This is a genomic window from Pseudomonas sp. T8, assembly GCF_024610635.1.
GTDB lineage: Bacteria > Pseudomonadota > Gammaproteobacteria > Pseudomonadales > Pseudomonadaceae > Aquipseudomonas > Aquipseudomonas chlororaphis_I.
In genome coordinates, this window is record NZ_CP102374.1 from 438801 (window position 1) to 465710 (window position 26910).

20 protein-coding genes are annotated in these 26910 nt (G+C 66.1%); 10 read left to right on the plus strand and 10 right to left on the minus strand.

All coding sequences use genetic code 11. The features are described from left to right. Positions 1 to 9 precede the first annotated feature (9 nt). The 3 genes from NRG23_RS01915 to NRG23_RS01925 all read left to right on the plus strand — a co-directional run bounded on the left by NRG23_RS01915 (position 10) and on the right by NRG23_RS01925 (position 4104). Positions 10 to 1215, plus strand: a complete 1206-nt coding sequence (locus NRG23_RS01915) for a DUF1624 domain-containing protein (RefSeq protein ID WP_009049162.1) — start codon at positions 10 to 12, stop codon at positions 1213 to 1215. A gap of 80 nt (positions 1216 to 1295) precedes the next feature. Further along, a complete protein-coding gene (locus NRG23_RS01920) occupies positions 1296 to 2639 on the plus strand; it encodes an OprD family porin (RefSeq protein WP_028684081.1) in 1344 nt (447 codons plus the stop codon). 205 nt (positions 2640 to 2844) lie between these two features. Continuing rightward, the gene (locus tag NRG23_RS01925; RefSeq protein ID WP_198918934.1) at positions 2845 to 4104 is read left to right on the plus strand and encodes a DUF2235 domain-containing protein; all 1260 of its coding nucleotides are present in this window, start codon (positions 2845 to 2847) and stop codon (positions 4102 to 4104) included. 14 nt (positions 4105 to 4118) lie between these two features. On the opposite strand, the gene NRG23_RS01930 is transcribed toward NRG23_RS01925, so the two are convergent. Genes NRG23_RS01930 through NRG23_RS01945 form a run of 4 tightly spaced genes read right to left on the minus strand, consistent with a single transcriptional unit; the run spans position 4119 to position 8771 of the window. Further along, on the minus strand, positions 4119 to 4571 hold the full coding sequence (locus tag NRG23_RS01930; protein ID WP_009049159.1) for a response regulator: 453 nt from the start codon (positions 4569 to 4571) through the stop codon (positions 4119 to 4121). Beyond that, positions 4568 to 6925: an ATP-binding protein gene (locus NRG23_RS01935; protein WP_257373575.1), complete on the minus strand. Its 2358-nt coding sequence runs from the start codon at positions 6923 to 6925 to the stop codon at positions 4568 to 4570. Before NRG23_RS01935 ends, NRG23_RS01930 begins: the two co-directional genes overlap by 4 nt. Beyond that, positions 6922 to 7590 carry a response regulator transcription factor gene (locus tag NRG23_RS01940; protein ID WP_110176879.1) on the minus strand — a complete coding sequence of 223 codons (669 nt, stop codon included), beginning with the start codon at positions 7588 to 7590 and terminating at the stop codon, positions 6922 to 6924. Before NRG23_RS01940 ends, NRG23_RS01935 begins: the two co-directional genes overlap by 4 nt. After that, the gene (locus NRG23_RS01945) at positions 7587 to 8771 is read right to left on the minus strand and encodes a sensor histidine kinase (RefSeq protein ID WP_257373576.1); all 1185 of its coding nucleotides are present in this window, start codon (positions 8769 to 8771) and stop codon (positions 7587 to 7589) included. The genes NRG23_RS01940 and NRG23_RS01945 overlap by 4 nt, the downstream gene beginning before the upstream one ends. A gap of 170 nt (positions 8772 to 8941) precedes the next feature. Here NRG23_RS01945 and NRG23_RS01950 point away from each other — a divergent pair, with 170 nt between their 5' ends. Beyond that, positions 8942 to 9466 (plus strand): SgcJ/EcaC family oxidoreductase, encoded by a 525-nt coding sequence (locus NRG23_RS01950; protein ID WP_009049155.1) that lies wholly within the window; start codon positions 8942 to 8944, stop codon positions 9464 to 9466. 135 nt (positions 9467 to 9601) lie between these two features. On the opposite strand, the gene NRG23_RS01955 is transcribed toward NRG23_RS01950, so the two are convergent. Next, positions 9602 to 10606 (minus strand): AraC family transcriptional regulator, encoded by a 1005-nt coding sequence (locus tag NRG23_RS01955; protein ID WP_038632618.1) that lies wholly within the window; start codon positions 10604 to 10606, stop codon positions 9602 to 9604. A gap of 249 nt (positions 10607 to 10855) precedes the next feature. On the opposite strand from NRG23_RS01955, the gene NRG23_RS01960 reads away from it, so the two are divergent. Next, positions 10856 to 11623 (plus strand): EAL domain-containing protein, encoded by a 768-nt coding sequence (locus tag NRG23_RS01960; protein ID WP_257373577.1) that lies wholly within the window; start codon positions 10856 to 10858, stop codon positions 11621 to 11623. Positions 11624 to 11829: 206 nt separating this feature from the next. On the opposite strand, the gene NRG23_RS01965 is transcribed toward NRG23_RS01960, so the two are convergent. The 4 genes from NRG23_RS01965 to NRG23_RS01980 form a co-directional block, all read right to left on the minus strand. After that, on the minus strand, positions 11830 to 12135 hold the full coding sequence (locus NRG23_RS01965) for a YceK/YidQ family lipoprotein (RefSeq protein ID WP_028684074.1): 306 nt from the start codon (positions 12133 to 12135) through the stop codon (positions 11830 to 11832). 246 nt (positions 12136 to 12381) lie between these two features. Next, positions 12382 to 13695, minus strand: coding sequence for an FAD-binding oxidoreductase (locus tag NRG23_RS01970; RefSeq protein ID WP_257373578.1), 1314 nt, complete (start codon positions 13693 to 13695; stop codon positions 12382 to 12384). Beyond that, positions 13692 to 14780 (minus strand): polyamine ABC transporter substrate-binding protein, encoded by a 1089-nt coding sequence (locus NRG23_RS01975; protein WP_124334892.1) that lies wholly within the window; start codon positions 14778 to 14780, stop codon positions 13692 to 13694. Before NRG23_RS01975 ends, NRG23_RS01970 begins: the two co-directional genes overlap by 4 nt. Positions 14781 to 15044: 264 nt before the next feature. Then, positions 15045 to 16403, minus strand: coding sequence for a glutamine synthetase family protein (locus NRG23_RS01980; protein WP_009049149.1), 1359 nt, complete (start codon positions 16401 to 16403; stop codon positions 15045 to 15047). Positions 16404 to 16565: 162 nt separating this feature from the next. Between NRG23_RS01980 and NRG23_RS01985 the strand changes: the two genes are divergently transcribed. Then, positions 16566 to 17471: a helix-turn-helix domain-containing protein gene (locus NRG23_RS01985; protein WP_257373579.1), complete on the plus strand. Its 906-nt coding sequence runs from the start codon at positions 16566 to 16568 to the stop codon at positions 17469 to 17471. 45 nt (positions 17472 to 17516) lie between these two features. On the opposite strand, the gene NRG23_RS01990 is transcribed toward NRG23_RS01985, so the two are convergent. After that, a complete protein-coding gene (locus NRG23_RS01990; RefSeq protein WP_257373580.1) occupies positions 17517 to 20225 on the minus strand; it encodes a hypothetical protein in 2709 nt (902 codons plus the stop codon). A 290-nt stretch (positions 20226 to 20515) separates the two neighbouring features. Between NRG23_RS01990 and NRG23_RS01995 the strand changes: the two genes are divergently transcribed. The 4 genes from NRG23_RS01995 (at position 20516) to NRG23_RS02010 (ending at position 26863) form a co-directional block, all read left to right on the plus strand. After that, positions 20516 to 22660: a phosphocholine-specific phospholipase C gene (locus NRG23_RS01995; RefSeq protein ID WP_053269125.1), complete on the plus strand. Its 2145-nt coding sequence runs from the start codon at positions 20516 to 20518 to the stop codon at positions 22658 to 22660. Between the two features lie 227 nt (positions 22661 to 22887). Next, positions 22888 to 23397 (plus strand): sigma-70 family RNA polymerase sigma factor, encoded by a 510-nt coding sequence (locus NRG23_RS02000; RefSeq protein WP_007925423.1) that lies wholly within the window; start codon positions 22888 to 22890, stop codon positions 23395 to 23397. Beyond that, on the plus strand, positions 23397 to 24371 hold the full coding sequence (locus NRG23_RS02005) for a FecR domain-containing protein (RefSeq protein ID WP_124313614.1): 975 nt from the start codon (positions 23397 to 23399) through the stop codon (positions 24369 to 24371). Before NRG23_RS02000 ends, NRG23_RS02005 begins: the two co-directional genes overlap by 1 nt. Positions 24372 to 24439: 68 nt before the next feature. Continuing rightward, the gene (locus tag NRG23_RS02010; protein ID WP_038632604.1) at positions 24440 to 26863 is read left to right on the plus strand and encodes a TonB-dependent receptor; all 2424 of its coding nucleotides are present in this window, start codon (positions 24440 to 24442) and stop codon (positions 26861 to 26863) included. Positions 26864 to 26910 lie beyond the last annotated feature (47 nt).

A 26910-nucleotide genomic window follows, 5' to 3' on the forward strand; every position in this document is an offset into this window, starting at 1 on the left:
GTGACTGATATGACCCTTTCTACTGGATTGGCAGGGCAGGCGGGCGTTGCGTCCCCTGCGCTGGCGGGCAGCGTGGCCAAGGCCAATACGCGGATGCTGGCGATCGATGCCCTGCGCGGCTTCGTCATGCTGTGCATGCTGGTGGACCACGTGCGCGAGACCTTCCTCCTGCATCGCCAGGTCACCGACCCGATCGACGCCCTGAGCGTGACCCCGGACCTGTATTTCACCCGCCTGCTCAGCGAGATCTGCGCGCCGGTGTTCATCTTCCTCACCGGCCTGTCGGCCTGGCTCTACAGCCAGAAACACAGCCTTGGGGAAACCTCGGTGTTCCTGCTCAAGCGCGGCCTGTTCCTGGTATTCCTCGAGCTGACCTTCGTGTGTTTTGCCTGGAATGCCGAGTTCCCGCCCAAGACCCTGTGGCTGCAGGTGATCTGGTGCATCGGCATCTGCATGATCGTGCTGGCCGGCCTGCTGCACTTCAAACGCGGCTGGCTGATCGTGCTGGGGGTGGCCATAGTCGCCGGGCACAACCTGCTGGATGACGTGGTGGTGGGCCCCGAGTCGCCGTTCTTCGTGCCCTGGTCGATCCTGCACCAGCGGGTGTTCATCGACATCACCGAGTTCACCCGGGCCCGCACCACGTACCCGGTGCTGCCGTGGATCGGGGTGATCCTGCTGGGCTGGGCCATCGGCCCGTGGTTCGGCAAGGACGTGCAACCGGCGGCGCGGATTTCGCGGTTGCTCAAGGTCGGCGTCGGCCTGCTGGTGGCGTTCGTGTTCATTCGTTACCTGAACGTCTACGGCGAGAAGCCCTGGGTCCAGACCGGCGATGCGCTGCGCACCTTCATGAGCTTCATGAGCGCCAAGAAATACCCGCCATCGCTGATGTTCCTGATGCCGACCCTGGGCCTGGGGCTGATCCTCCTGGCGTACTTCGAGAAGGTCCAGGAACGCTGGTCGACCGCGCAACTGGCGATCTACGGCGGCGCGCCGATGTTCTTCTACCTGCTGCACCTGTACGTGCTCAAGGCCATGTACCTGGTGGCCGTGGCCATCTGGGGCGCCAACCAGGGCACTTACTACGGCTTCGACAACCTGTCCGGGGTCTGGCTGTGGAGCCTGATCCTCGGCGTGCTGCTGTTCTTCCCGACACGCTGGTTCGCAGGCCTCAAGCAGCGCCGCCGCGATATCGCGATCCTCAAATACCTCTGAGTGGGGTCCCGGTGGTGCGCCCGTACAGCGGCGCACTGCCTGATATCGCCCGCCATTTATCGATTTTCGGGAGTTCGACAGTGAAGACCTTGACCCGACACACCCTGCTGTTGGCATTGGGAGGCCAGAGCCTGCTCGCGCTGGCCGCGGAGCAGGACAATGCCAAGGGTTTTATCGAAGACAGCCAGTGGAGCCTGTTCAACCGCAGCCTCTACGACCGTCGCGACTATGAGCACGGTTCCTTGAGCAACGGCGCGCGCAATGCCTACAAACCCCGCGCCGAACGCAGCGACCTGGCGCAGGAGTGGGCCTACGGCCTGATGGCCGACTACAGCTCCGGTTTCACCCAGGGCACGCTCGGCTTCGGCCTGGATGCCCACGTCTATTCCGGCTGGAAACTCGACAGCGGCGGTGGCCGGGCCGGCAAGGCGCGGCTGCTGGGGGTGGACAACGACGGCCATCCCAAGGATGAATTCAGCCGTGGCGGCGCGGTGGCCAAGCTGCGTTTTTCCTCCACCGAACTGCGCTACGGCGAACAGCGGGTCAAGACCCCGGTGTTCGGTTCCTCCGACAGCCGCCTGCTGCCCGAGACCGCCACCGGCTGGTTCCTCACCAGCCGCGAACTGAGCAATACCACGCTGTACGGCGGCCACTTCAACGAAAGCACCGACCGTAACGCCAGCAGCCACGACCAGGGTTTCGTGGTCAATTATTCCAACGGCAAGCAGGGCGACAGCTTCGACCTGATCGGCGTGCGCAACACCTCGATCAAGGGCCTCAACGCCAGCCTGTTCAGCGCCTTGTACGAAGACACCTGGCGCCAGCAGTACCTTGGCGCGCTCTACAACCTGCCGCTGAGCCAGGGCCAGGACCTGACGTTCGATTTCAACCTGTACCGCACCCAGGACACCGGCAAGGCCCTGTCCGGGCGCATCGACAACACCACCTGGAGCCTGATGTCGACCTACAGGAGCGGCGCCCACAGCTTTGGCCTGGGCTACCAGAAGGTCGACGGCGACACGCCTTACGACTACGTCACCCGCGGCGCGATCCTGCTCAGTAACGCGGTGGCCCTGTCGGACTTCAACGCCCCCGAAGAAGCCTCCTGGCAGGCCCGCTACGACCTCAACATGGCCGGCTACCAGGTTCCCGGCCTGACTTTCAGCGCCCTGTATGTGCGTGGCAGCGGCATCGACGGCAGCCACATGGACCCGCGCGGCGGCTACGCCTGGCTGGGCTACGGCGAAGGCGGCAAGCACTGGGAGCGCGACCTGCAGGCCAAGTACGTGGTGCAGTCCGGGCCGGCGAAAAACCTCGCCGTCACCCTGCGCCACGCCGTGCACCGCGGCAACAAGGCCCAGGCCGAACTGGATGCCGACCAGCTGCGGCTGGCGATCGAGTATCCGTTGGGCGGCAGGTTCTAGGGCCCAGGCAAGGCTTGTCGGTGACCAGCCCCTCCCGGTGGAGGGGTTTTTATGGCCGGGTGCCGTTAATGCTGCTATGCCTTGGATAGCCCTTCAGGCTTTACCGCAGCAGTTGTCATGACACGGACGTAGGGTGACACCGGTCCTCGCCTGGCCGACTGGCCGCGCGGGTACCTCACTTGACGACTCTCGAGGGAACCAGGTCGTGGACAACACAAGGATCAAGGCGCGCCAGCTGATTGTTTGCATCGACGGCACCAACAACCGTTTCAGTGACGAGCCGACCAACGTGGTCCGGCTGTTTCGCTCGCTGCCCAAGGACAGCGAAACGCTGCTGGCCTATTACGACCAGGGCGTGGGCACCTTCGGGCTCAGCGAAACCCTGTTCGAATGGCAGAAGGTGCCGTCGCGCATCGCCGGGCTGATGTTCGGCTGGGGTATCAAGCGCAACGTGCTCAATGCCTATCGCTTCCTGATGGAGAACTACAGGGACGGCGACCAGATTTTCCTTTTCGGTTTCTCCCGCGGCTCCTACGCGGTGCGGGTGCTGGCGGCGCTGCTGTATACCATCGGCCTGTTGCCGGCCCATCAGGCCCAGTTGATGGACTTTGCCTGGTCACTGCTGACCACTCGCCAGCGATCCGCTGATAATTCCAAACCGAATCGCCAACGGGCCATGAGTTACACCTGGTGGCGCATGAGCGCGGATAAAAAGCCGGACTTCGACTTGATGGAGGCGTTCAAGGGCAGCTTTGCCCGGAAGGTGAGCATTCACTTTCTCGGGCTGTTCGACACCGTGAGTTCGGTGGGCTGGGTGTATGACCCGCTGATCGTTCCCTACACCCGCAGGAACGAGGAGGTGAAGATCATCCGCCATGCGGTGTCCCTGGACGAACGCCGCAGCTTTTTCCGGCAGAACCTCTGGGCAGAAGGCAAGGGGGTGAACCTGAAACAGGTCTGGTTCGCCGGCGTGCATTCGGATGTGGGCGGCGGTTACCCGGTCGGCGAGTCGCAGCTGGCGCTGATTGCCTTGCGCTGGATGATCGGCGAGTGCCTGGAGGCCGGGTTGAGCATCGATGCCGAAGCCTGTCGCGCCGAACTCTATCCAGCATCCTCGGTGCTACGGGATCCGCTGGCCCAGGCCCACAATTCCCTGACCCGCAACTGGCTGATCGCCGAGTGGGTGCCGCGCCTGGTCTGGAACCCGAGGACCCACAAGCGAACCCTTGAGTACGGTTCGATGCCGCCGTTCGGCAAAGCCCGGTCGCGGGAGATTCCCACCCCTGAAAACGGACAGAAAATCCGGGTCCATGCCTCAGTGGCCGCTCGGCTGAAGGGGCCGCTGAACAGCGACCAGCCGTGGGGCAGCCAACTGAGCTACCAGCCGCAAAACCTGCCGGACATCGATTCCGAGTCGATCGAGCAGGTGGGCGACTCGCCGAGGCTGGATGAGTACAACCTCTAAGGCTGCCAACCCACTCACTGCCGATGCCGGCGCAGCAGCTCGATCTGCTGCGCCGGCACCTGCTGGCGCAGGGCTTTGTACAGGGCGCGGGTTTCCAGCAGGTTCCAGATCCGCAGCAGGGTTTCCAGGGCGTCCAGCGGCTTGCTGATGAAGTCGCGGGCGCCCAGGGCCAGGGCCCGCAGGCGGGTGTCGCGGGTGGCGTCGGCGGTCAGCACCAGGATCGGCAGGTAGTCGTCGGCCGGGATCCGCCGGTTGAGCTGTTCGAGCACGGCGAAGCCATCGAACTCGGGCATGTGCAGGTCGAGGATCACCAGGTCCGGCTCGAAGCTGTTGAACAGGTCCAGGGTGCGCAGCGGCTGGGTGCTGCTCAGCACGTTGTGCAGGCCTTCGCGGGCCAGCAGCTGCTCCATCAGGTCGAGGTTGGGGCGCTGGTCGTCGATGATCAGGATGCGCAAATCGTGGTTCATGCGGGCTCCGGTAGATGTTGCTCAAGGTGGGCGAGAAACGCCGGGATATGAATGGGCTTGGTCAGGATCGCCGTGGCCCCGGCCTGCAGCAGGGCGCGGTGGGTCAGGGCGCTGGCGTCGGCGGTGATCATCAGCACCGGGGTGCTGGCGGTGCTCGGCGACTCCCGCAGCCGGCGCAGCACTTCCAGGCCCGCAAGGTCCGGCAGGCTGACGTCCAGCAGGATCAGTTGCGGCGCATGTTGACGCGCGAGGTCCAGGCCCATCTGGCCCTGCATGCTCGACAGCAGGCGAATGCCGGGGCGGCGTTGCAGCAGGGTTTCGATCAGCGCCAGGCTCGACAGGTTGTCTTCGATGCACAGCACCTGGCCACGGTATTCCACGGTCTCGACCCGGGCCGGCAGCACCGACCCCGGTTGCTCCAGCGCCTGCTGCTCCAGCGCCTGCTGTTCCAGGGGCCGGCGCGTGCCGGCCGCGGCCACCTGGACAAACGGCAGTTGCAAGGTAAAGCAGCAACCCTGGCCCGGCGTGCTGTGCACCCGCAGGCTGCCGTCCATCATTTCCAGCAGGCTCTTGCTCAGGGCCAGGCCCAGGCCGGTGCCTTCCACCCGCGGGTCGGCGCCCAGGCGCTCGAAAGGCCGGAACAACTGGTCCAGGCGCTCCAGGGGAATGCCGGCGCCGGTGTCGCTGACCGCTACCTCGACCCGCGGGCCCAGGACCTTGACCGCGATTCGCACCTGGCCCTGGGGCCGGTTGTACTTGATGGCGTTGGACAGCAGGTTGAGCAGCACCTGGATCAGCCGCTGGCGGTCGGCGATCACTGCGCAGTGTTCGCTCAGCGCGGGCAGGGCAGCGAGCTGGATGCCAGCGTCGGTGGCCATTGGCGAGACCAGGGTCAGGGCTTCGTGCAGTGCCGAGGCCAGGGCGATCGGCTCGACAGTCAGCGGCAGGTGCCCGGCCTCGATGCGGGCGATGTCCAGCACCTCGTTGATCAGGGTCAGCAGGTGCTGGCCGGCGCGCAGGATATGCCCGACCTGGGGCCGCTGGCCGCTGGGCGAGTCCATGTCCAGCAACTGGGCGAAACCGAGGATGGCGTTGAGCGGGGTGCGCAGTTCGTGGCTCATGCGCGAGAGGAATTCGCTCTTGGCGCGGCTGGCGCTTTCGGCTTCTTCGCGGGCGGTGCGCAGGGCGATTTCCGCGGCGCGGCGGTCGGTGATGTCGCGGGTGATCTTCGAGAAGCCGCGCAGCGCGCCGCTGGCATCGTACTGCGCGGTGATCACCACGCTGGCCCAGAAGCGGCTGCCGTCCTTGCGGCAGCGCCAGGCCTCTTCCATGTAATGGCCGTCGCGGGTGGCTTCGCGCAGGGCCATGTCCGGGTGCGCGGGGCATTCTTCCGGCAGGTAGAACAGCGAGAAGTGCCGGCCGAGGATTTCCTGCTCGCGGTAGCCCTTGATCCGCTCGGCGCCGGCGTTCCAGGTGGTGACCCGGCCCTGGGTGTCGAGGGCGAAGATCCCGTAGTCCTTGACCCCGTCGATGATCAGCCGCAGGCGCTCTTCGTTGTCGCGCAGGGCCCGCTCGCGCTCGGCCAGCAGTTGCCCGGCCTCCACCAGGCGGGTGCCGAGCTGGCCGATCTCGTCCTGTTCCGGGGCCTGCGGGCGCAGCGGTTGGCCGAGGGCCAGGCGCTGGGCGTTGCCTTGCACCTGCTGCACCCGGGCGACGATGCCCTTGGACAAGAACAGCACCGCGACAATCGCCCCGAACAGGCCGCAGAGCGCCGCCAGCAGCGTGGCCATCAGCAGGCGCATGCGGGTCGCCGAGGCCGCGGCGCTGCGCTCGGCGAGCAAGCCGTCTTCGCGGATGCGCATGGCGCTGATCTGCTCGCGCAGCACGTCCAGCACCTGTTTGTTCTCGATCAGGATCGCCGTGATGCTGGCGCTGTCGTCGGGCCGGCCGTTGCGCAGGGCCACCAGGCCGTCGAGCTTGTGGCCGATCAGCGGGGTGATGGCCTTGAGGTGATCGCGCATGCGCGCATCGCGAATGTTGCTGTCCAGCCGTTGCAGCGCGGCCTGGATCAGCGGCTGGGCGCGCTCGTAGCTGGGCAGGAAGTCTTCGCGGCGGGTCAGCAGGTAGCCGCGCACGCTGGCCGCCGCTTCGGCCAGCAGGGTGTGCACGGTCTGGATATCGCCCTGCACCAGCAGCACCCGGCGCACGTCTTCCTCGGCGCGGGCGGTCTGGCGTTCGGTGATGTAGATCAGCACCAGCGACAGCAGCAGGATCACCAGCGGCAGGGAGATCACCACCAGCGCCTTGCTGCGCAGGGGCAGGTCGAGCCAGTGCCGGCTCGCCAGCAGCCTCATGGCCAGTCTCCTGCGGGCTGCGCCACCAGCCCCAGGGCGATGCCGCGCACCGCGGCCTGGGTGCGGTCCGCCGCGCCGAGCTTGCCGATCACCCGCTCCACATGGGCCTTGGCGGTGCCGGTGGTGATGCCGAGCTTTTCGCCGATCTCGCGGTTGCTGAAACCGCCGGCCACCAGCCCCAGCACCTGGCGTTCGCGGGCGGTCAGGGCGACAGCTTGGCCGCTGCCGCCGACGTTGCGTTCGGCCATGCGCCGCAGCAGCCGGGCGCTGACTGTGCTGTTGAGGGCTTCCTCGCCCTGGGCCACCCGTTGCAGGGCGCCGAGCACTTCGCTGCGGCTGGCGTCCTTGAGCAGGTAGCCGACCGCGCCGGCGGCAATCGCCGCTTCCAGGTGATCGGGGCTGTCGTCCATGGTGAAGATCACCACCTTGATCGCCGGTTGCCGCTGGTGCAGCAGACGTGCCGCGCCCAGGCCGTTGAGCAGCGGCATGCGGATATCGAGGATGGCGATGTCCGGTTGCAGGCGTTCGCACAGCTCGAGGGCTTCCTGGCCATCCCGGGCCTGGCCGACCACCTCGAATTCCGGGTGGCCGGCGAGCAGGGCGACAAAGCCGGTGCGGGTGACTTCATGGTCGTCCGCCAGCACCAGGCGCAGGGCAGGGCTCATGGGTGTTCTCCAACTGTGGGCAGCGGCACCCGGGCTTGCAGGCGGGTGCCATCGCCAGGGGTGCTGTGCCAGGACAGCTCGCCGCCCAGCAGGCTGGCGCGCTCCTGCATCGCCGCCAGCCCCAGGTGCTGGCCGCCGCAGCTGGACAGCGGGCTGTCCAGGGCAAAGCCGACGCCGTTGTCTGCCAGCGTCAGCCGGGCCTGGCCATCGGCCAGTTGCAGGCTCAACTCGGCGCGGCTGGCCCGGGCATGCTTGAGGATGTTGTTGATGCCTTCCTGGGCGATGCGGAACAGGGCGATCTCGCTGGCACCCGGCAGGCGTGCGCCGGACTGTTGCTGCCAGTGCACTTCGATGCCAGCGTCGCGCAGGCGGTCGGCTTCCTTGTCGATGGCCTTGTACAGGCCAAAGTCGTCCAGCACGTTGGGGCGCAGGCCGCCGATCAACTGCCGGCCCTCGCCGACGCAACCCTGGGCCAGGGTCAGGATGGTTTGCAGTTCGCTGTGCAGTTCTTGCGGCAATGTCGGACAGCGTCCGGCAAAACCTTGCAGGCGCTGGTGCAGCCCGGCCAGGGTTTGCGCGAGGCCGTCGTGCAGGTCGTAGGCCACGCGCTTGCGTTCGTCCTCCTGGGCGCTGAACAGCCGGTGCACCAGCTCCGACATGGTCCGTTCCCGGGCTTGCAGGGCTTGGAGCAAGCGCTGGTTTTCCAGGTGCGCGGCCAACAGGGTGGCCAGCAGTTGCAGGGATTCCAGGTCCTCGCTGTCGGGCGCGGCCAGGGCCACGCTGTTGGCCAGCAGCAGCGCGCCGAAGGCCTGGCCGTCGGCGCCGGGCAGGGGAATGCGCAGCACCTGGGGCAGGGCGGTATCGGTCTGCGGCAGCCATTCGGGGTGCAGGGTCGCAGACTTGGCCAACGGGTGCAGGGCGGCCAGGCGTTCGCTGCTGCCATGCTGGGCGGTGGCCCGGGGCGGCTGGGCGGCGTGCCATTCCAGCAGCAGGCCGTGGTCCATCGCCATAAAGGCGCAGGCCCGTTGCAGGGCGCGCTGGCGCATGGCCGCGGGCGGCAACTGGGTCAGTTCCTGGCCGGTGTCCACCAACAGGCGCAGGCGCGCCGCGCGGCTTTGCGACTGGCGATACTGGCTGCGAATGGCCAGGGCGCTGCCGGGGTCGTGAGTCGGGCTTTGCATGAAAAACAGGCTCCAGCGTGAAGGGCGTGCGCTCGCGAGCAGGCATTAGACCTGCTTGCCGGCTGTGGGCCTATCTGCCGAATGGCATAGGCCGCCGGCACCGGTTGGCCGATGGCGAGGTTGTGCCGGGTGGGCAAAGTGGGCGCATTGAAACCCACTGGAGCCTTCCGATGAAACTGCCAACCCCCGCCATTGCCCTGTTGCTGGCCCTGACCGCGCCCCTGGCCCAGGCCCTGGACGCCACGCCTTATGTGTACCGCACCGTCGCCGCGCAGCCGCAGAGCCAGGGCGACCGGGAGATCGCCGGCCTGTTCGATCGCTGGAACGCGGCCCTGCAAACCGGCAGCGCAAAAAACGTAACCAGTCTTTACGCCGCCGACGCGATCCTTCAGCCAACCGTATCGAATCAGGTGCGCACCACCCCGGCGCAGATCCAGGATTACTTCGAGCATTTCCTCGCGGGCAAGCCGGTGGGCCAGATCAACTACCGGGAAATCCGCCACCTGGGCCCGGACGCGGCCATGGACAGCGGCGTCTACACCTTCACCCTGCATGAAGCCGGTGGCGCGACCCGCCAGGTCCAGGCGCGCTACACCTTCCTCTACGAGCGCATCGACGGCCAGTGGAAGATCCTCAACCACCACTCTTCGGCCATGCCCCAGGCGCAGCCGCCATTGCAGGCCAGCCATCGCTGAATCCTGCCCCCCCTGTAGGAGCGAGCTTGCTCGCGATGGACTCAAGAGCGCCGCGTTCATCCAGTCGGTACGCGCAATCGTTAATGTCCATCGCGAGCAAGCTCGCTTCTACAGTTTTTGTTTGGTCGTTTGTGTTCAGCCTTCCTGGCGATAACGCCCCGGGGTCATGCCGAACCAGCGACGGCAGGCCTTGTGAAAGCTGCTCTGGTCGCGAAAGCCGAGCAGGGCGCCGATGTACTTGACGCTGCGCGCCGAGTTGCGCAGGAAACTGTGGGCGAGCATCAGCCGCGCCTCGTCGAGCAGGGCCGAGAAGTGCATGTCCTCGCTGCCCAGGCGCCGTTGCAGGCTGCGGCTGCTGACCCCCACCAACTGCGCGATATGCCGCAGGTCGCTGGGCCCGCCCTGGGCCAGGCGTTCGGAGAGTACCCGCCTTACCCGCGCGGTCATCGAGCCGTCGAGCAGCAGCTTGAGGCGGCTGCGCGCGTATTCCATGTGCAGCACGTCCAGGGCCGGGTCGGCGCTGGGCAGGGCGGTCGCGCAATCGCGCGGGCTGAAGCTCAGGCTGTTGTAGGGCGCGTCGAACTGCAGGTTGGGGCCCAGCAGGCGCTCCAGGGCGCGGGTGTCCGCCGGCCGCGGGTAGGTGAAGCTCGCCGCCAGCGGTTGCGGCTTGCGCCCGGGCAGCAGCCAGTGCACCAGGCCCAGGGTCTGCGCGGCACCGGCATCGATGAACGCCCGTGGCACCAGCCCTGGTTCGAGGGCGAGATCGAAGCCGATCAGGGTGACGGCCTGGGGGCTGCGCTCCAGGCACAGGTAAAAGCCGTTGCTGACCAGCGAGTGATAGTCCACCAGGCGTTGCAGCGCGGTGTCCAGGGTGGCGCCGGACATCAGGGCATAGCCGAGCACTTCCAGGTTGGCCGGGTGGGCCTTGGTGTACGCCAGCAGGCCGAGGTCCGGGTTGCCGCAGAGGTGCACGGCGTCCTGCAGCACCGCGTAGACCAGCTCCAGCCTGACGCCCGTGGGGTTTTCACAGGCCTCCTGGTGGCTGCTGCCGTGGCGCTTGAGCAAGGCCTCGACCTTGACGCCGGCATCGGTCAGGACATCGGCAAGCACCCGGAAACTGGTGCCGGTCATTCTGTGCATAGTACTTCCTGGACTGGTGGCTAATTGATGTCATTGGCGCCGACGCATGATCGCAATAAACCCTGGGCCACAGTCGAGAAAGGGCGGTGCGGTGTTTCCGAGGACAAACGAAAGGTATCCGGGAACACTTTCGAGCCGCTCGGGCAGGGGGGATCATAAGTGGCAATGAGCCATTATCTCGTCGGGCGCGCCGACGCATCCTGGCCAACCCACCCGGCGCGCTGTCGCCGCTTCGACTACGGATCTGTCATGCAAAGCGTCAAAGACTTTTATCGGGAACTGGCGCAGGGGCGACTGGCGCTGGCCTTCCAGCCGGTGGTGTGGCTGCCCGACGCCAACCGGGTGCTGTACCAGGAAGGTTTGCTGCGCCATGTCGAGCAGCCGGGCAAGGGTGTCTACCCGTTCGCCATGCTCGAGCGCCATCAGGTGATGCGCGAGCTGGACCGCAGCGTGGTGGGGTGCGTGATCGAGCGCCTGCTGGAGGACGAGCACCTGCGCCTGGGCTGCAATATCTCGGCGCAGAGCGCGATCATCGATCCGTTCTGGTCCGCCACCCTCGCGCAGTTGCGCGACGCGCCTTCGGTGGCTGCGCGCCTGGTGATCGAAATCACCGAAAGCGCCACGCCGCCGAGCCCCGAGGCGGCCATCGAGTTTGTCCTGTGCCTGCGCGAGCTGGGCTGCCGGGTGGCGGTGGACGACTTCGGCGCAGGCCTGGGCACCCTGGAATTCATCCGCCAGACCCGCCCCGACATGGTCAAGATCGACCAGGGTTACCTGCAACGCGCCCGCAGCGAACCCAACAGCGTGCAGACCCTGAAACACCTGGTGCAGCTGTGCAAGACCCTGGCGCCCTGCGTGATCATCGAAGGCATCGAGAGCGAAGCCGACCGCGCCCTCGTCACCGCCTGCGGCGGCGAGTGGGGGCAGGGCTACCTGTTCGGCCGCCCGCGGCTCGACCGCCTGGGCGCGCCGTGCCGGTTGCGTGGGGTGGTGGCCGAGCCTGTGGTGGCGGGCTGAGTGGTGACGGTTTGCCGATGTTTGCCAGGGATGACAGCGGCGCATTTGAGATCGCCATCGCTGGCAAGCCGGATCGCCGCCCGCTGGCTCCTACAGGTTTGTGGAGCGCCCGGTAGTCCGTATCTGGCACTTGCTTCTGTAGGAGCGAAGCTTGCTCGCGATAGCGGTGGTCCATTCACCCATGCCGCTATCGACCAAACGCGGCTTCAGTAATAAACGCCCTTGGCGTCGTAGGGCAGCAGCACGGTATCGACCGCCGCATCCACCGGCAGGCTCACCACCGCCACCAGCGGGCAGACGATGCTCATCCAGCAGTAGATCGTGGCGTAGCCGTCGTAGCCGCGGGCGTCACGCATGGTCAGCAGCTGGATATTCTGCTGGGTGCCTTTGTAGAAGTCGTAGGAGATGTACTGATTGCTGGCACGGGCCATCAGGGTGCCGCAGCCCGAGAGGGCGAGTGTCCCAAGCAGGACGAGAGCAGTGAGCGCTTTGATGATGCCATTCCTTAGCAAGCCGGTTTGCGGCGCGCATCTTCGCACCGCTCGAGGTTTCAGGCCAGCCTGTGTGGCAATGATCGCAGCGAGCTGCCAGGGATGATGGCGGCGCATTCGATGACGCCATCGCCGGCAAGCCGGATCGCCGCCCGCTGGCTCCTACAGGTTTGTGGAGCGCCGGGTAGTCCGCGTCTGGCGCTCGCTTCTGTAGGAGCGAAGCTTGCTCGCGATAGCGGTGGTCCATTCGCTTGCGCAGTTACTGCCTTAGCCCAGCACCTCGCGCAACCGATGCCACAGCATGCCCAGCGCCAGCAGCGGCGCGCGCAGGGCCGGGCCGCCGGGGAAGGTCATGTGCGGCACTGCGCTGAAGATATCCAGGCCCCGGCTGTGGCCGGCGTGGATGGCTTCGGCCAGCAGGCGCGCGGTCCAGTGGGTGACGTTGACCCCGTGCCCGGAGTAACCCTGGGCGTAATACACGTTGGGGTACTGGCGCAGGCGCCCGACCTGGGGGAAGCGGTTGGCGGTGATGCCGATCTTGCCGCCCCATTGGTAGTCGATGCCCACGTGCGCCAACTGTGGGAACACTTTGAGCAGCTTGGGCCGCATATAGGCGCCGATGTCCGCCGGGTCGCGCCCGGAGTAGTGGCAGGCGCCGCCGAACAGCAGGCGGCGGTCCGCCGAGAGCCGGTAGTAGTCGAGGCCGACCTTCTGGTCACAGAGCGCCAGGTTCTGCGGGATCAGTTCGGCGGCCAGGGACGGCGCCAGGGGCTCGGTGGCGATGATGTAGCTGCCCGCCGGCAGCACCTTGCCGCTCAGCCGTGGCTCCAGGTCATCCAGGTGGGCGTTGCAGGCCAGCACCAGGCTGCCGGCGCGCACCGTGCCGTTGGCGCAGCGCACCTGCACGCTGTCGCCGTGGATCAGCTCCAGCACCGGGCTCTGCTCGAAGATCCGCACCCCCAGCGACCGGGCCAGGGCGGCCTCGCCGAGCACCAGGTTGAGCGGGTGCAGGTGCCCGGAACCCATGTCCACCAGGCCCCCGGCATAGCGCGACGAGGCCACCACCTGGGCCATGTCCTGCGGGGCCACCAGGCGGGTTTCATGCACGTAGCCCAGCGCCGCCAGATGCTCCTGCTCGGCCTGGAACGCCGCGAACTGCGCCGGGGTATTGGCCAGCTCGCAGAAGCCCCAGCGCAGGTCGCAGTCGATGCCGTGTTCGCGCACGCGCTGGCCGACCAGCGCCACCGAGTCGATGCCGGCCTGCTCCAGGTAGCGCACGCCCTCGGCGCCGACGTAGCGGGCAAAACCGCTGACGTCGTGGCCGATGCCGCGGATCAGTTGCCCGCCGTTGCGCCCGCTGGCGCCCCAGCCGATGCGCCGGGCTTCCAGGAGGATCACCGACAGGCCGCGCTGCGCCAGTTCGATGGCGGTGTTGACCCCGGTGAAACCGCCGCCGATCACGCAGACATCGGCGCTCAGGTCTGCATTTAGGTCAGTATTCAGCGGCGAGTAGTCCGGCAGCGCGTTGGCCGAGGCGGCGTAGTAGGAGCGGGTGTGTTGCGCGTGGCTGTGCTGGTTCATTTGTTGGACTTCACTTTGCTCCAGGCGCGGGTCATCAGGCGCATGGTCTGCGGGCTCTGGGTGCTGGAGATATACAGCTTGTCGAGCACCGCCTGGGGTGGGTAGACCTCGGGGTTGTTCACCAGCTCAGGGTCCATGAATTGCTGGGACGCCGGGTTGGGGTTGGCGTAGCCGACATAGGCGCTGACCTTGGCGATCACCTGCGGGTCCAGCAGGTAGTTGATGAAGGCATGGGCCTCCTTGGGGTTGCTCGCGTCCGCCGGGATCGCCAGCAGGTCGAACCACAGGTTGCTGCCTTCCTTGGGAATCGAATAGGCGATCTTCACCCCGTTCTTGGCTTCCTTGGCGCGATTGGCGGCCTGGAACACGTCGCCGGAATAACCGAAGGCCAGGCAGATATTGCCGTTGGCCAGGTCCGAGACGTACTTGGAGGAGTGGAAGTAGGTGATGTAGGGACGGATCGCCAGCAGCTTGGCTTCGGCTTTCTTGTAGTCCGCGGGGTTTTCGCTGCGCGGGTCCAGGCCCAGGTAGTTGAGCATCGCCGGGAACACTTCGTCCGGCGAGTCCATCATCGACACGCCGCACTGGCTGAGCTTCTTCAGGTTCTCCGGTTCGAAGAACACCGCCCAGGAATCGATCTTATCAACGCCCAGTACCTGCTTGACCTTGTCGACGTTGTAGCCGATGCCGTTGGTGCCCCACAGGTAAGGCACCGAGTACTGGTTGCCGGGGTCGTTCTGCTCCAGCAGGGCCAGCAGTTTCGGGTCGAGGTTCTGCCAGTTCGGCAACTGCGCGCGGTCCAGCTTGAGAAAGGCCCCGGCCTTGACCTGCCGCGCCAGGAAGTGGTTGGACGGCACCACCACGTCATAGCCGGTGCGGCCGGCCAGCAGCTTGCCTTCCAGGGTTTCGTTGGAGTCGAAGACGTCGTAGATCACCCGGGTCCCGGTTTTTGCCTGGAAGTCGGCGAGGGTGGTCTCGCCGATATAGTCGGTCCAGTTGTACACGCTGACTTTCGATTCAGCCTGGGCCGTGGCGCCGAACAGCACCGTCAGGGCCAGCGGAACCACCGATTTCCATAGACGCATAGCGATACCCCTTTTGCGGTTGTTATTGGTTTGCCAAATTCATGAAGCCCTGTAGCCCCGTCCCCCTGTAGCCCTCCTGTAGCCCTGTAGCCGCTGCCGAGCGCCAGCGAGGCTGCGATCGGCGGCGCAGCCGACGCAAACCCGGCAACCGCCTTGCATCAGGTACACCGCGTGCGACGGTCTGGCGATGGCTGCGCCATCGATCGCAGCCTCGCTGGCGCTCCGCAGCGGCTACAACGGTGTGCGCAGCAGTGCGCGCAAGCCTCAGACGCTGAGCAACAGGAACTCGCGTTCCCAGGAGCTGATCACGCGCTTGAAGTTCTCGTGCTCGGCGCGTTTCACCGCCACGTAGCCGCGCACGAACTTGCTGCCCAGGTAGCGCTCGAGGGTCGGGCACTCTTCCATGCGGGTCAGGGCGTCTTCGATGGTGATCGGCAGGCGCAGGTTGCGCCGCTCGTAGGCCCGGCCTTCCACCGCGGCGCTCGGCTCGATGCCCTCGACCATGCCCAGGTAACCGCACAGCAGGCTGGCGGCGATGGCCAGGTAGGGGTTGGCATCGGCGCCGGGCAGGCGGTTTTCCACGCGCATGGCTTCCGGGCTGGAAGTCGGCACCCGCAGGCCGACGGTGCGGTTCTCTTCGCCCCATTCGACGTTGACCGGCGCCGAGGTGTCCGGCAGGAAGCGGCGGAACGAATTGACGTTGGGCGCGAACATCGGCAGCACCTGGGGGATGTACTTCTGCAGGCCGCCGATGTGGTGGCGGAACAGCTCGCTCATGCGGCCCTCGGCGTCGGCGAAGATCGGCTTGCCGGTAGCGCTGTCGACCACGCTCTGGTGCAGGTGCATGGCGCTGCCGGGTTCGTCGGCCACCGGCTTGGCCATGAAGGTGGCGGTGACGTTGTGCTTGAGCGCGGCCTCGCGCAGGGTGCGCTTGAACACGGTGATCTGGTCGGCCAGGTCGAGGGCGTCGCCGTGGCGGAAGTTGATTTCCATCTGCGCCGGGCCGTCTTCGTGGATCAGCGTGTCGAGGTCCAGGCCCTGGGCTTCGCACCAGTCATAGACGTCCTCGAACAGCGGATCGAATTCGTTGGCGGCGTCGATGGAGAACGACTGGCGGCCGCTCTCGGCCCGGCCGGAGCGGCCCAGCGGCGCCTTCAATGGCAGGTCCGGGTCTTCGCAGCGCTGGGTCAGGTAGAACTCCATTTCCGGCGCGACGATCGGCTGCCAGCCTTTGTCGGCGTACAGCTGCAAAACTTTCTTCAGCACGTTGCGTGGCGACAGCTCGATAGGGTTGCCGAACTTGTCGAAGGTGTCGTGGATGACGATGGCGGTCGGCTCGATGGCCCAGGGCACCAGGTAAATGCCCGAGGCGTCGGGGCGGCAGACCATGTCGATGTCGGCCGGGTCCAGCAGGTCGTAGTAGATATCGTCGTCGACGAAGTCCCCGGTTACCGTTTGCAACAGCACACTTTCCGGCAGGCGCATGCCTCGCTCATGCAGGAACTTGTTGGTGGGCGCTATCTTGCCGCGGGCAATGCCGGTCAGGTCGCTGACCACGCATTCCACTTCGGTAATCTTGTGTTCTTTCAGCCAGGCAGACAGCTGATCGAAAGGGGCATTCATAAGGACCTCGTCAATGATTGTCGGTGACGCGCCAGTGCTTGGGCTGGCCCGGCAAGGCTTCCCCTGTGGCGCGTTGGCGACTATCTTGGGCAAGCCTTGCGGTTCCATCTATCCACTTTAAGCAGCACCAAAGCGCACCAAAAGAGTGCGCAAGGTCCCTTCATGACAGCGTCGACAGCTCTTCAGGTCCAGGCCTTCAACACCTTCGATGTGGCCGATCAGATCCGTGCCACCCCGGGTTGGGTGCAGCATTACCAGCAGATGTCGCCCGGGCATTTCGCCGGGCAGGTGCGTTACCTGGACCTGCAAGGGGTGCAGATCTACGAGGAGTGCATGAACACCCGGGTCGAGCAGAATTTCAGCGCGCCCGAGGACTCCCTGGCGTTCTGTTTCGATCGCAGCGACAACGCCCTGTACCTGCTCAATGGCGAGAGCCGCAACATCTGGATCACCCCGGAGAACTACCAGGAAATCGCCGTGGTGTTCGGCCCGGAATTCGTCCGCGGCCATGGCCTCGACGCGCAGCGCCTCGACGGCCTGTTCCTGGCGCCGCTCAACTGCGGGCAGAACGCCTTGTTCAGCCGCTGGCTCAGCGCGACCCTGACGCGCCTGTCACAGACCCTCGACCCACCGAGTCGCGAAGCCCTGACCCAGCAGCTGCTCGACGACTGCCTGTTTATCCTCGACAACGCCTGTGTGCGCCTGGACGGCGGCGGCCTGCGCCGGCGCGCCGAGGAGCGGGCGATCATGCAGCGGGTCGCGGAATGGGCGGAGGATGGCCCGGAAGACAGCCTCAACCTGCTGGAGCTATCGCAGGTGGCCGGGGTGTCCCTGCGCCAGTTGCAAGGCGCGTTCAGGGCCTTCGCCGGCATGGCGCCGACCCAGTGGCTGCGCCTGCGCCGGCTGAACAGCGCGCACCGTGAACTGCTCAGCCGCGGCCCGGACGAAACCACCGTGGCCGAGGTGGCCATGCGCTGGTCGTTCTGGCACCTCGGGCGGTTCTCCAGCAGCTACCGCGCGCTGTTCAAGGAACTGCCGAGCGAGACCCTGCGCCGCGGCCAGCGTTGAGGCCTGGCTGACCGTGGGCCCGCAGGCTGGTCGCCATTTCGCGCCTCATGCGCGGGGATCGCGGTCGGCCGAAGGGCGGCGCTGGCCGTTGCGGCTCGGCCGCGACGGCCTGGCCTGGTCATCCTCGTGCGCGCTTCCCTCAGGGTGCTCACGCAGGTAGCGCCACAGCGCCTGGGCGATGGTATTGCCGTTGAGCCCATTGCCGAAGACTTCCTGGCCAATGCTCAAGCCGAGCTTGCGATAGCTCTCGAACTGCGCTTCGTCGAAGAACTGGTCGACGGTGGGCTGGTTGGGGAAGGACTGGTTGATCAGCGCGTAGTTCTGCACGTCCGGCGATACCGAGGCGATCAGCCGTGGCTTGAGCACCAGGATGCGGCTGATCAGGGTGTCTGGCTTGGTGCAGGCGTAGACGTTGAGCAGCAGCGCGCAATGCAGGTCCGCCGGCGAAGGCGCGGTCTTGAAGTACTCCATGCGCGCGAACACCTTGCCCAGTACCTCGTGGTCGGCGATCTGCGTGTCTTCCCTGATCTCCAGGCCATGGTCGATGCGCGCCAGGCGGATGAGGTTGCTCAGGTCGTCGAACTGGTAATCGGGGTCGCAGCCACAGTCGCACATCACGATCAGCTCGACCTGGCGTGCCTCGCGCAGCAGTTCGTAGGCCGCGGTGTTCTCGAAGTGGCCGCCGTCGGAGAGGTACTGATAGTCGCGCCGATGGCCATGGAAGTGCGCGGTCAATTCGTAGAACAGGTAGGTCTGGGTCGGCAGCCAGTGCGACAGCTTCAGGCCCAGGGACTGCTTGGGTTTTTCCGGCCTGTCCTCGATAAAGCGGCTGGGCCACCAGTTGCCCAGGCGCACGTTGGCCAGGCCCAGCAGCAGCGACATGCCGAGGCTGGTGGCGCGTCCCAGGCCGGTGGTGAAGGCCGCGCCGGAAACGCCTATCCATTGGCCGATGGTCAGCGGGTAGGCGATTTCCGAAGCGGGGATGTTGTCCACGTCGCGCTGATAGACCTTGCCGTCGAGGATGAAGCTCCCTTCGCCCTTGACGCTGCCCGGCGCCAGGCACAGCGGCTTGCCTTTGCGATCGCGCTGCACCAGTTGTTCGGCCGGGTCGACCGTGAGGTTCATGGTCACGTTGATCAGGTGCAGCGGGCCGGCGCTGGGCGTGCCGTAGTAGTGCTCGACGCTGATGTCGTCGTTGCTCAGCGGCTCGGCCACGCTCATGTGCTTGCGCCGTTGCTCGGGCGTGCCGTCGAAGCGCTTGCCGTTGGTGGCGCCCATGTAGGCGCGAACCAGGCGGGCGCTGTAGTAGGACTGCAAGGACGAGGTATTGAGGAAGCCGACGAAGCGGCTGCTGACCCAGGTCAGGGCCGCCGCGACACCCGCCAGCACGGCCAGCCGCAGCACATAGCCGTTTTCCTGCAGGCGGATACCGCCATCGGCGGTGACCCACAGAACGAACAGCATCCACACCAGGCAGACCGCGGCCAGCAACAGCAGGCCGCCGATCAGGCTCATGACCTCCAGGGGCAGCAGGCGCAGCCAGTCCGGCAGGCTCTTCTCGTCGCGCAACAGCGCCAGGCGGCGCACCAGCCAGATCAGCAGCGCAAGGATGCCGACGGTGCCCTGGGTCAGGCTCTGCAGGTGCAGGTAGATCGCTTCGGACAGCGACACCAGGAACGCGGCGAACAGCAGCGCGCCGAGGGCCATGATGACCTGTGACAGCACCCGGGTGACTTCGACCCGGTAGTTGCGCACGGTAAAGATCCCGTCTTCGTCGTTGGCCTTGCGGGTCCGGTACTTCAGGTGCCAGATCAGCAGCCAGGCGTAGACGATGCCCAGCAGCGCGATGGCGGCGAACCCGAGGAACAGGTAGCGCACGTTCGGCCTGTCGTCCGGTTGTTGCAGTAGCGCCCAGATACCGACGAAGAGCAGGGCCATCACCGTGCAGGCCGCGGCCGCCAGGTTGTTCAGGGCCGGCGGATTGCTCAGGCTGTTTTTCGGCAGCACCAGCCAATAGGCCAGGCAGCAGGGCAGCAAGCCGAGGATGAACACCGCGCCGGGCAGCAGGAACAGATTGGGCAGGTACTTCACCTGCAACAGCATCAGCAACGACAGCAGCAGGACGATCGGCATGCCGATGACGAAGTGCAGCGACAGCCAGTTGCGCCAGGTGATCGCCAGGGCGTAGAGCGCGTCCCCCGAGCCGGTCGGAGTCAGGTAGCGGCCGTTCTCCCGGAGCCAGGCAGTGGGGCCCTTGCCGATGTCTTTTTCGCTGGAAAAGTCGATGGCGGTGCTGATGCGTCCCGGCGGCTCGTAGTGCAGCACCTCATAGGCGTTGATCGCGGCGGTCCTGGCCGCTTGCTGGGCGGGCGACAGGTGCGAGGCTTCGGCGCGCTCCTGGGCCTGCTCGCGGCGCAGGCGATTGGGGATGAACAGGCTGGAGAAGAAACTGCCGATATAACCGCCGCCGCTGACCGTGGAGAGGTAGTCGAAACGCGGCAGCAGGGTGGTGGTGAGGTTGTCTTGCGCTGTTCTCGACTTGCGTGGGTTGGCCTGTTCCGGCGCGTTGGCCCGGGCCATCGCCTGCAACACCCCCAGGCAAAAGGTGGCGCTGCGGATGCCGCCGCCGGACAGCGCCAGGCCCCAGGTCTTGAGGGGCTGGCCGTCCGGCGCGGGAAGGTATTTGAGACCCAATGCAGCACGGCGGTTCTCGATGCGCTTCCTTTCCCCCTCGTAGTGCTGGGTCGAGTCCATGATTGCTCCTTGCAAACTGAAGTAGTGGCATTGTGCAAATAGGATTAAAGCAGAACGCCGTCAGATTTTTCCGAATACAAGGAGCAACTCTGGATGAAGTTCACGAAATATTCTTTATTTAGAAATGTAATTAAAAATCATAGGCTTAGAGGGTTAATGCGGCTGTATCAGGATCAATGAATGCCTTGACCCCGGCCTGCAACCGCCGTGTAACTTGCTTGTTACTTGAGGTCACTACTTTGCGTGGGTCGCTATTTCCCGCCCTGTAACTTCAAGGAATTCAACCGCGTATGCCTACTCTCACTCGCAGGAAGCTCATGCAGGCCGCCGCCATCGGATCGGCCTTTACCTTACTGCCAGACTCCATCCGCCAGGCCCTGGCGATCCCCGCCAACAACCGCACCGGCACCATTCGCGACGTCGAGCACGTGGTGATCCTGATGCAGGAAAACCGCTCCTTCGACCATTACTTCGGCACCTTGCCCGGGGTCCGCGGTTTCAGCGATCGCTTCACCATCCCGCTGCCCGGCAAGCGTTCGGTGTGGGAGCAGCAGGGCGTCGGGCGCGTGGTGCTGCCGTATCACCTGGACAGCTCGCGGGGCAACGCGCAGCGGGTCAACGGCACGCCGCATTCGTGGATCGACGAGCACGCGGCCTGGGGCAGCGGGCGCATGAGCGCCTGGCCGACCTTCAAGACCAACACCTCCATGGGCTACTACCGCGAACAGGAGCTGCCGTTCCAGTTCGCCCTGGCCAACACCTTCACCCTGTGCGATGCCTACCACTGTTCGGTGCACGCCGGGACCAACCCCAACCGCCTGTTCCACTGGACCGGCACCAACGGTCCGACCGGGGCCAACGTGGCCGCGGTGGTCAACGAATGGGACGGGCCGGGCGCGGTGGACGTCGGCTACACCTGGAAAACCTACCCCGAGCGCCTGGAAGAGCGGGGCGTCAGCTGGAAGATCTACCAGTACCTGCCGGACAACTTCGGCGACAACCCCCTGGCCGGTTTCCGCCAGTACCGCCGCGCCAGCGTGGCGGCCGGCAACCCGGCGCAGCCGCCGGAAGACTTCACCGCCTTCGTGCCTTACAGCGACGCGCTGAATGCCCGGGTGCCGCTGTACAAGGGCAATGGCAACACCTTGCCGGCCCGCAGCGGCAGCGACCTGGAGGGCATGATCGCGGGGTTTCGCAACGATGTGCAGCAGGGCAAGCTGCCCAAGGTCAGCTGGATCGTCGCGCCGGCCACCTATTCCGAGCACCCGGGGCCGTCGAGCCCGGTGCAGGGCGGCTGGTTCACCCAGGAAATCCTCAAGGCGCTGACCGACAACCCCGAGGTCTGGAGCAAGACCGTGCTGCTGGTCAACTACGACGAGAACGACGGTTTCTTCGACCATGTGCCGTCGCCCTCGGCGCCTTCGCGGCGCCTGGACGGCAGCTTCGCCGGCAAGTCGACGGTGGATTTCGACAGCGAGGTGTTCACCCACCCGGCGCCACCGGGGACCACCCAGCAACCGCGCCCGGACGGCGGTATCTACGGCCCGGGCCCACGTGTGCCGATGCTGGTGCTGTCGCCGTGGAGCCGTGGCGGCTGGGTCAACTCCCAGGCGTTCGACCATACCTCGGTCCTGCAATTTCTCGAGAAGCGCTTCGGCGTGCGCGAGCCGAACATCAGCGCCTGGCGCCGCGCGGTGTGCGGCGACCTGACCTCGGCCTTCAACTTCGTCAATCCCAACAGTGAAATCCTCCCGCCGCTGCACACCACCACCCGCCAGGCCGCGGACCTGCTGCGCCAGCGCCAGGAACAACTGGCCCAGGTGCCGCTGCCGGACGCCAGTCGCCAGCAACTGCCGCAGCAGCAGCGCGTGGCCCGGCCGTCGCGGGCCTTGCCGTATCGGCTGAATGTCGAAGCCAAGGCCAAGCGCAAGGCGTTGAGCCTGACCCTGAGCCTGCAGAACAGCGGGGAGCAGGGCGCGGTGTTCCATGTCTACGATCGCCTGCACCTGCTGGACATTCCCCGGCGCTATACGGTGGAGGCGGGCAAGCAGCTCAAGGACAGCTGGCAGACGGCGGGGCGCTACAAGCTGTGGCTGCTGGGGCCCAACGGTTTCCACCGCAGCTTCCACGGCAACCTGCTGGAGCGTCAGCCCGAGGTGTCGATGTTCAGCCGCGGCAACAACCTGCAGCTGACCCTGAGCAACCCGGGTAAGGAGCCGGTGTCGATCACCATCGACCGTTGCCCCTACACCCATCAGGGGCCATGGCGCTTCGACGTGCCCGGGCGCAGCGAGATCCACCAGATGTTCGCCTGCCAGGCCAGTGGCGGCTGGTACGACCTGACCGTGCGTGCCGAGGGCGGCTGGCTGCGCCGCCTGGCCGGGCGCCTGGAAACCGGGGCCCACAGCATCAGCGACCCGTTGATGGGCGTGTAACCCACGCACCCGTGCCCGGCCCGCAAGGGGCCGGGCGCTGTTCCAGCCCCGACCAGGCCCTGCTCCTGGAACGCTGCATGCCCCTGGGACCATGGTCCCAGGGCGCCCGCCGATTTTCCCCGTCAGATGAAAACTAGACGCGTATCACACGAAAGGACTTGGTTTGCCTTATGAATATTAATTAGAATCAGTCTCATTTGAATAATCCTTCGCGCAGGGCTCTTGACATGATTGAAGCAGCGACGCCACCGGAGCAAAGCCTACATGCCCTGTACCGCGACCATCGAAGCTGGCTCGAGAGTTGGTTGCGCCAGCGCATGGGCAACGCCTGGGATGCGGCGGACCTGAGCCAGGACACCTTCCTGCGCGTGCTCACCAGCTCCCAGCAACTGGTCGACCTGCGCGAGCCGCGGGCCTACCTGGTGACCGTCGGCAAGCGCCTGCTGAGCAACTTCTATACCCGGCGCAAACTCGAACAGGCCTACCTGGACGCGCTGGCCAGCCTGCCCGAAGACAGCGTGCCGTCCCCGGAACAGCGCTGGGTGCTGCTGGAAACCCTGCAAGCCCTCGACGAACTGCTCGATGGCCTGCCGCCGCTGGTGCGCCGGGCATTTCTCTGGAGCCAGCTGGAAGGGCTGGGCTACCGCGAGATCGCCGAACGCCTCGACGTCTCGGAACGCACCGTCAAGCGCTACATGGCCCAGGCCTACGAACACTGCCTGCTGGTGGAGCTGTGATGCGCTCGGCGCCGTCCAGCGAAACCCGCGAGGTGGCCCGCGCCGCGGCCCAGTGGCTGGCACTGCTGGAATCCGGCGCGGCCAACGCCGACGATCACGCCCGCTTGCAGCACTGGCGCAACAGCAACAGCCGTCACGAAAGCGCCTGGCAGAAGGCGCAGCAGCTGCGCCAGCGTTTCTCCGCGCTGCCGTCGGCCCTGGCGCTGGCCACCCTGGATCGTCCCGAGCCGTCGCGGCGCGCGGTACTCAAGCGCGCCCTCGGCGTCGCCGCACTGGTGCCGACCGCCTGGCTGCTGACCCGCCAGTTACCCCTGGACGTATGGCGCGCCGACCTGCAGACCGGCACCGGTGAACACCGCACAGTGCCCCTGGCCGATGGCAGCTCCTTGCAGTTGAACACCGCCAGCGCAGTCAACGTCGACCTGGGTGCGCGGCAAGTGACCCTGGTGCGCGGCGAGATGGCGCTCAAGGTGGCGGGCAGCGCGCCGCTGACCATCCAGGCGCGTTACGGGCGCATCATCGTCAGCCGCAGCGAAGTCTGCGTGCGCCTCAACGAGCACGATTGCCGGGTGTCGGTGGTCAGCGGCTCGGTTCAGCTGCAACCCTTGTTCGGGCCGCAACTGGTGTTGCGCGAAGGCCAGCGGGTCCGGCTGCGCGCGGAAGGCGCCGGCCAGATCGACGCCTTCGATGCGCAGCTGCCGGGCTGGCGCGACGGCGTGCTGATGGCGCAGAACCAGCCGCTGGGGGATTTCCTGCGCGAGCTGAGCCGTTATCGTCCGGGCCTGCTGCGCTGGGAACCGGAACTGGAAGCCCTGCGCGTCACCGGCAGCTTCCGTCTCGACAACACCGACCGCGTGCTGTCGCTGCTGGCCGCCAGCCTGCCGCTGCAAGTGCATTCGCGCACCCGCTACTGGGTGACGCTGATCCCGCAGAAAAGCCAGCCGAAAAACACCCCGCCAAAAAATATTGGCTGAAGCCTGTCCCTTTTTTTCGCCTCGCCGGTCATTCCAGGTAAGTGAACAAAAAACGAGAGCTTCCTCCCATGCCCGCAGTATTGCCTTACCGTTTGCGCCCGGTTGCCCCCGGCCTGCGCCCGTTGTTGCACTTGGGCCTCATGCTGTCCCTCAGTTCCAGTCCGTTCTTCATCCAGGCCAGCTGGGCCGACGATGCCGCGCGGCGCAGCTATCAGGTGCCGGCCGGCCCGCTGAGCGCCGCGCTGACCCGTTTCGCCGGTCTGGCGGGAGTCAACCTGTCGGTGGACCCGCAGCTGGTCAGCGGGCGCAACAGCAGCGGGCTGTCCGGCGAGTACGGGGTGGAAGAGGGCTTTGCCCGTTTGCTGCAAGGTTCCGGCCTGCAACTGCAACCGGTGGGCGAACAGGCTTATATCCTCACCCCGGCGCCGCAAGGCGGCAGCCTGCAACTGGCGCCGACCTCGATTCTCGGTGCCAGCGGCGCGACCGACAGCGACGTCTTCGCCGGCGGCCAGGTGGCGCGCCGGGGTTCCCAGGGCCTGCTGGGCTCGAAGGACTTCATGGAAACGCCGTTCAGCATGACCACCTACACCAGCGAGGTGGTGAAGAACCAGCAGGCGCGGACCCTCGGCGACCTGATCGCCAGCGACCCCTCGGTGCGTGCCACCAACCCGGCGGGCGGCCGCTACGAGCAGTTCACCATCCGCGGCTTCAGCCTGTTCAACAGCGATGTCGCCTACAACGGCCTGTATGGCGTGCTGCCGACCTATACCATCGACATGGAAATGGCCGACCGGGTGGACATCCTCAAGGGCCCGACCCAGCTGATCAACGGCATCTCGCCGCGGGGCAGCGTCGGCGGCGGGATCAACGTGGTGCCCAAGCGCGCCACCGACAAGCCCATCACCGAATTCACCGGCAGCTACGCCTCCGACAGCCAGGTCGGCGGTGCGGTGGACATCGGCCGACGCTTCGGCGAGGACAACAAGTTCGGCGTGCGCCTGAACGCGGTCAAGCAGTCCGGCGACACTAAGTGGGATCATCAGAGCGTCGACCGCGAGATGGCGGTGCTGGGCCTGGACTTCCGTGGCGAACGCCTGCGCCTGTCGACGGACATCGGCCACACCGAGCGCGATACCGACGCCCCCCAGGAGCGGGTGCAGATCGGTGCCAACGCCAAGGTGCCGGACGCCGACGATGTGCGGCATAACTATGCGCAGTCCTGGAGCAAGGCGCGGACCAAGGACACCTTCGGCACGGTCAACGCCGAATACGACGTCAATGATTCGATCATGCTGTACGGCGGCGTCGGCGCGCGCAAAAGCAACCACGACTTCCTCCGTCATGCGGTGTCGATCACCAACGACGCCGGCGACTTCAGCGTCCAGCCCCGCGACTTCACCCGCGACGAAAACGTGCGCACCACCACGGCGGGCGTGCGCAGCTGGTTCCATACCGGCCCGGTGAGCCATGAGGTCAACCTTGCGGCCAGCTACTTCTACATGGATTTCGAAAACGGCGGCGCGCGCTATGCCGCGTCCCCCAGCAACCTCTACAACCCGCGGCCGACGCCGACCCCGTCGCGGCCGACGCGTTTGGACCCCAAGGTCTACACCGAGAACCGCTTCAGCGGCGTGGCGCTGTCCGACACCCTGGGCTTCTTCGATGACCGCCTGCTGCTGACCCTCGGCGCACGCTGGCAGCGGGTCAAGGTCGACGACTGGAGCGACGGCGTCAAAGGCGACACCGCCTACGACGAGGAAAAGGTCTCGCCTTCGGGTGGCCTGCTGTTCAAGGCCACCGATCAGTTGTCGCTGTACGTCAACTACATGGAAGGCCTGAGCCAGGGCAAGATCGCGCCGTCGACCTCGATCAACGAAGACGAAATCTTCCCGCCGTTCATCAGCCGCCAGGTCGAGGCCGGCGCCAAGTACGACGCCGGGGCGTTCGCCCTGACCGCCGCGGTGTTCCGCATCAAGCAGCCGGCCTACGAGACCAACGCCACTACCCGGGTCTTCGGCCCGAACGGCAAGCGCCAGAACGACGGCGTCGAGTTGAGCGTGTTCGGCGAGCCGCTCAAGGGCTTCCGCCTGCTGGGCGGGGTGATGTACATCGACAGCGAACTGAAGGACACCACCAACGGCACCTTCGACGGCAACCGGGCGCCGGCCACGCCGAAGTACAACGTCAACCTGGGTGCCGAATGGGATGTGCCGAAAGTCCAGGGCCTGACCCTGACCGCGCGCGGCATCTATTCCAGCTCGCAGTACCTGGACCAGGCCAACAGCAAGGAAATCGACTCCTGGGAGCGTTTCGACCTGGGTGCGCGCTACGCATTCAAGCTCGACGACAAGGACATCACCTTGCGCGCCAATGTCGAGAACGTGCTGGACAAGCGTTACTGGAGTTCGGCCGGGGCCTCGGACGACAGCGAGCCGGGCTTGACCCTGGCGACGCCACGGACCCTGTTGCTTTCGGCAACCGTAGGTTTCTGAGAAACGATGCGGACAAGCGCCACAGGGAAGGGCGCACCACCGTATCG

Excerpts from the sequence above, each read along its gene's own strand:
- NRG23_RS02000 (WP_007925423.1), top strand. The coding sequence starts at position 22,888 with ATGATTGAAGCAGCGACGCCACCGGAGCAAAGCCTACATGCCCTGTAC.
- NRG23_RS01940 (WP_110176879.1), bottom strand. The coding sequence starts at position 7,590 with ATGAGCCCTGCCCTGCGCCTGGTGCTGGCGGACGACCATGAAGTCACC.
- NRG23_RS01945 (WP_257373576.1), bottom strand. The coding sequence starts at position 8,771 with ATGCAAAGCCCGACTCACGACCCCGGCAGCGCCCTGGCCATTCGCAGC.
- NRG23_RS01970 (WP_257373578.1), bottom strand. The coding sequence starts at position 13,695 with ATGAACCAGCACAGCCACGCGCAACACACCCGCTCCTACTACGCCGCC.
- NRG23_RS01930 (WP_009049159.1), bottom strand. The coding sequence starts at position 4,571 with ATGAACCACGATTTGCGCATCCTGATCATCGACGACCAGCGCCCCAAC.
- NRG23_RS01915 (WP_009049162.1), top strand. The coding sequence starts at position 10 with ATGACCCTTTCTACTGGATTGGCAGGGCAGGCGGGCGTTGCGTCCCCT.
- NRG23_RS01975 (WP_124334892.1), bottom strand. The coding sequence starts at position 14,780 with ATGCGTCTATGGAAATCGGTGGTTCCGCTGGCCCTGACGGTGCTGTTC.
- NRG23_RS01990 (WP_257373580.1), bottom strand. The coding sequence starts at position 20,225 with ATGGACTCGACCCAGCACTACGAGGGGGAAAGGAAGCGCATCGAGAAC.
- NRG23_RS01935 (WP_257373575.1), bottom strand. The coding sequence starts at position 6,925 with ATGAGGCTGCTGGCGAGCCGGCACTGGCTCGACCTGCCCCTGCGCAGC.
- NRG23_RS01985 (WP_257373579.1), top strand. The coding sequence starts at position 16,566 with ATGACAGCGTCGACAGCTCTTCAGGTCCAGGCCTTCAACACCTTCGAT.
- NRG23_RS01960 (WP_257373577.1), top strand. The coding sequence starts at position 10,856 with ATGCAAAGCGTCAAAGACTTTTATCGGGAACTGGCGCAGGGGCGACTG.
- NRG23_RS02010 (WP_038632604.1), top strand. The coding sequence starts at position 24,440 with ATGCCCGCAGTATTGCCTTACCGTTTGCGCCCGGTTGCCCCCGGCCTG.
- NRG23_RS01955 (WP_038632618.1), bottom strand. The coding sequence starts at position 10,606 with ATGCACAGAATGACCGGCACCAGTTTCCGGGTGCTTGCCGATGTCCTG.
- NRG23_RS01980 (WP_009049149.1), bottom strand. The coding sequence starts at position 16,403 with ATGAATGCCCCTTTCGATCAGCTGTCTGCCTGGCTGAAAGAACACAAG.
- NRG23_RS02005 (WP_124313614.1), top strand. The coding sequence starts at position 23,397 with ATGCGCTCGGCGCCGTCCAGCGAAACCCGCGAGGTGGCCCGCGCCGCG.
- NRG23_RS01950 (WP_009049155.1), top strand. The coding sequence starts at position 8,942 with ATGAAACTGCCAACCCCCGCCATTGCCCTGTTGCTGGCCCTGACCGCG.
- NRG23_RS01995 (WP_053269125.1), top strand. The coding sequence starts at position 20,516 with ATGCCTACTCTCACTCGCAGGAAGCTCATGCAGGCCGCCGCCATCGGA.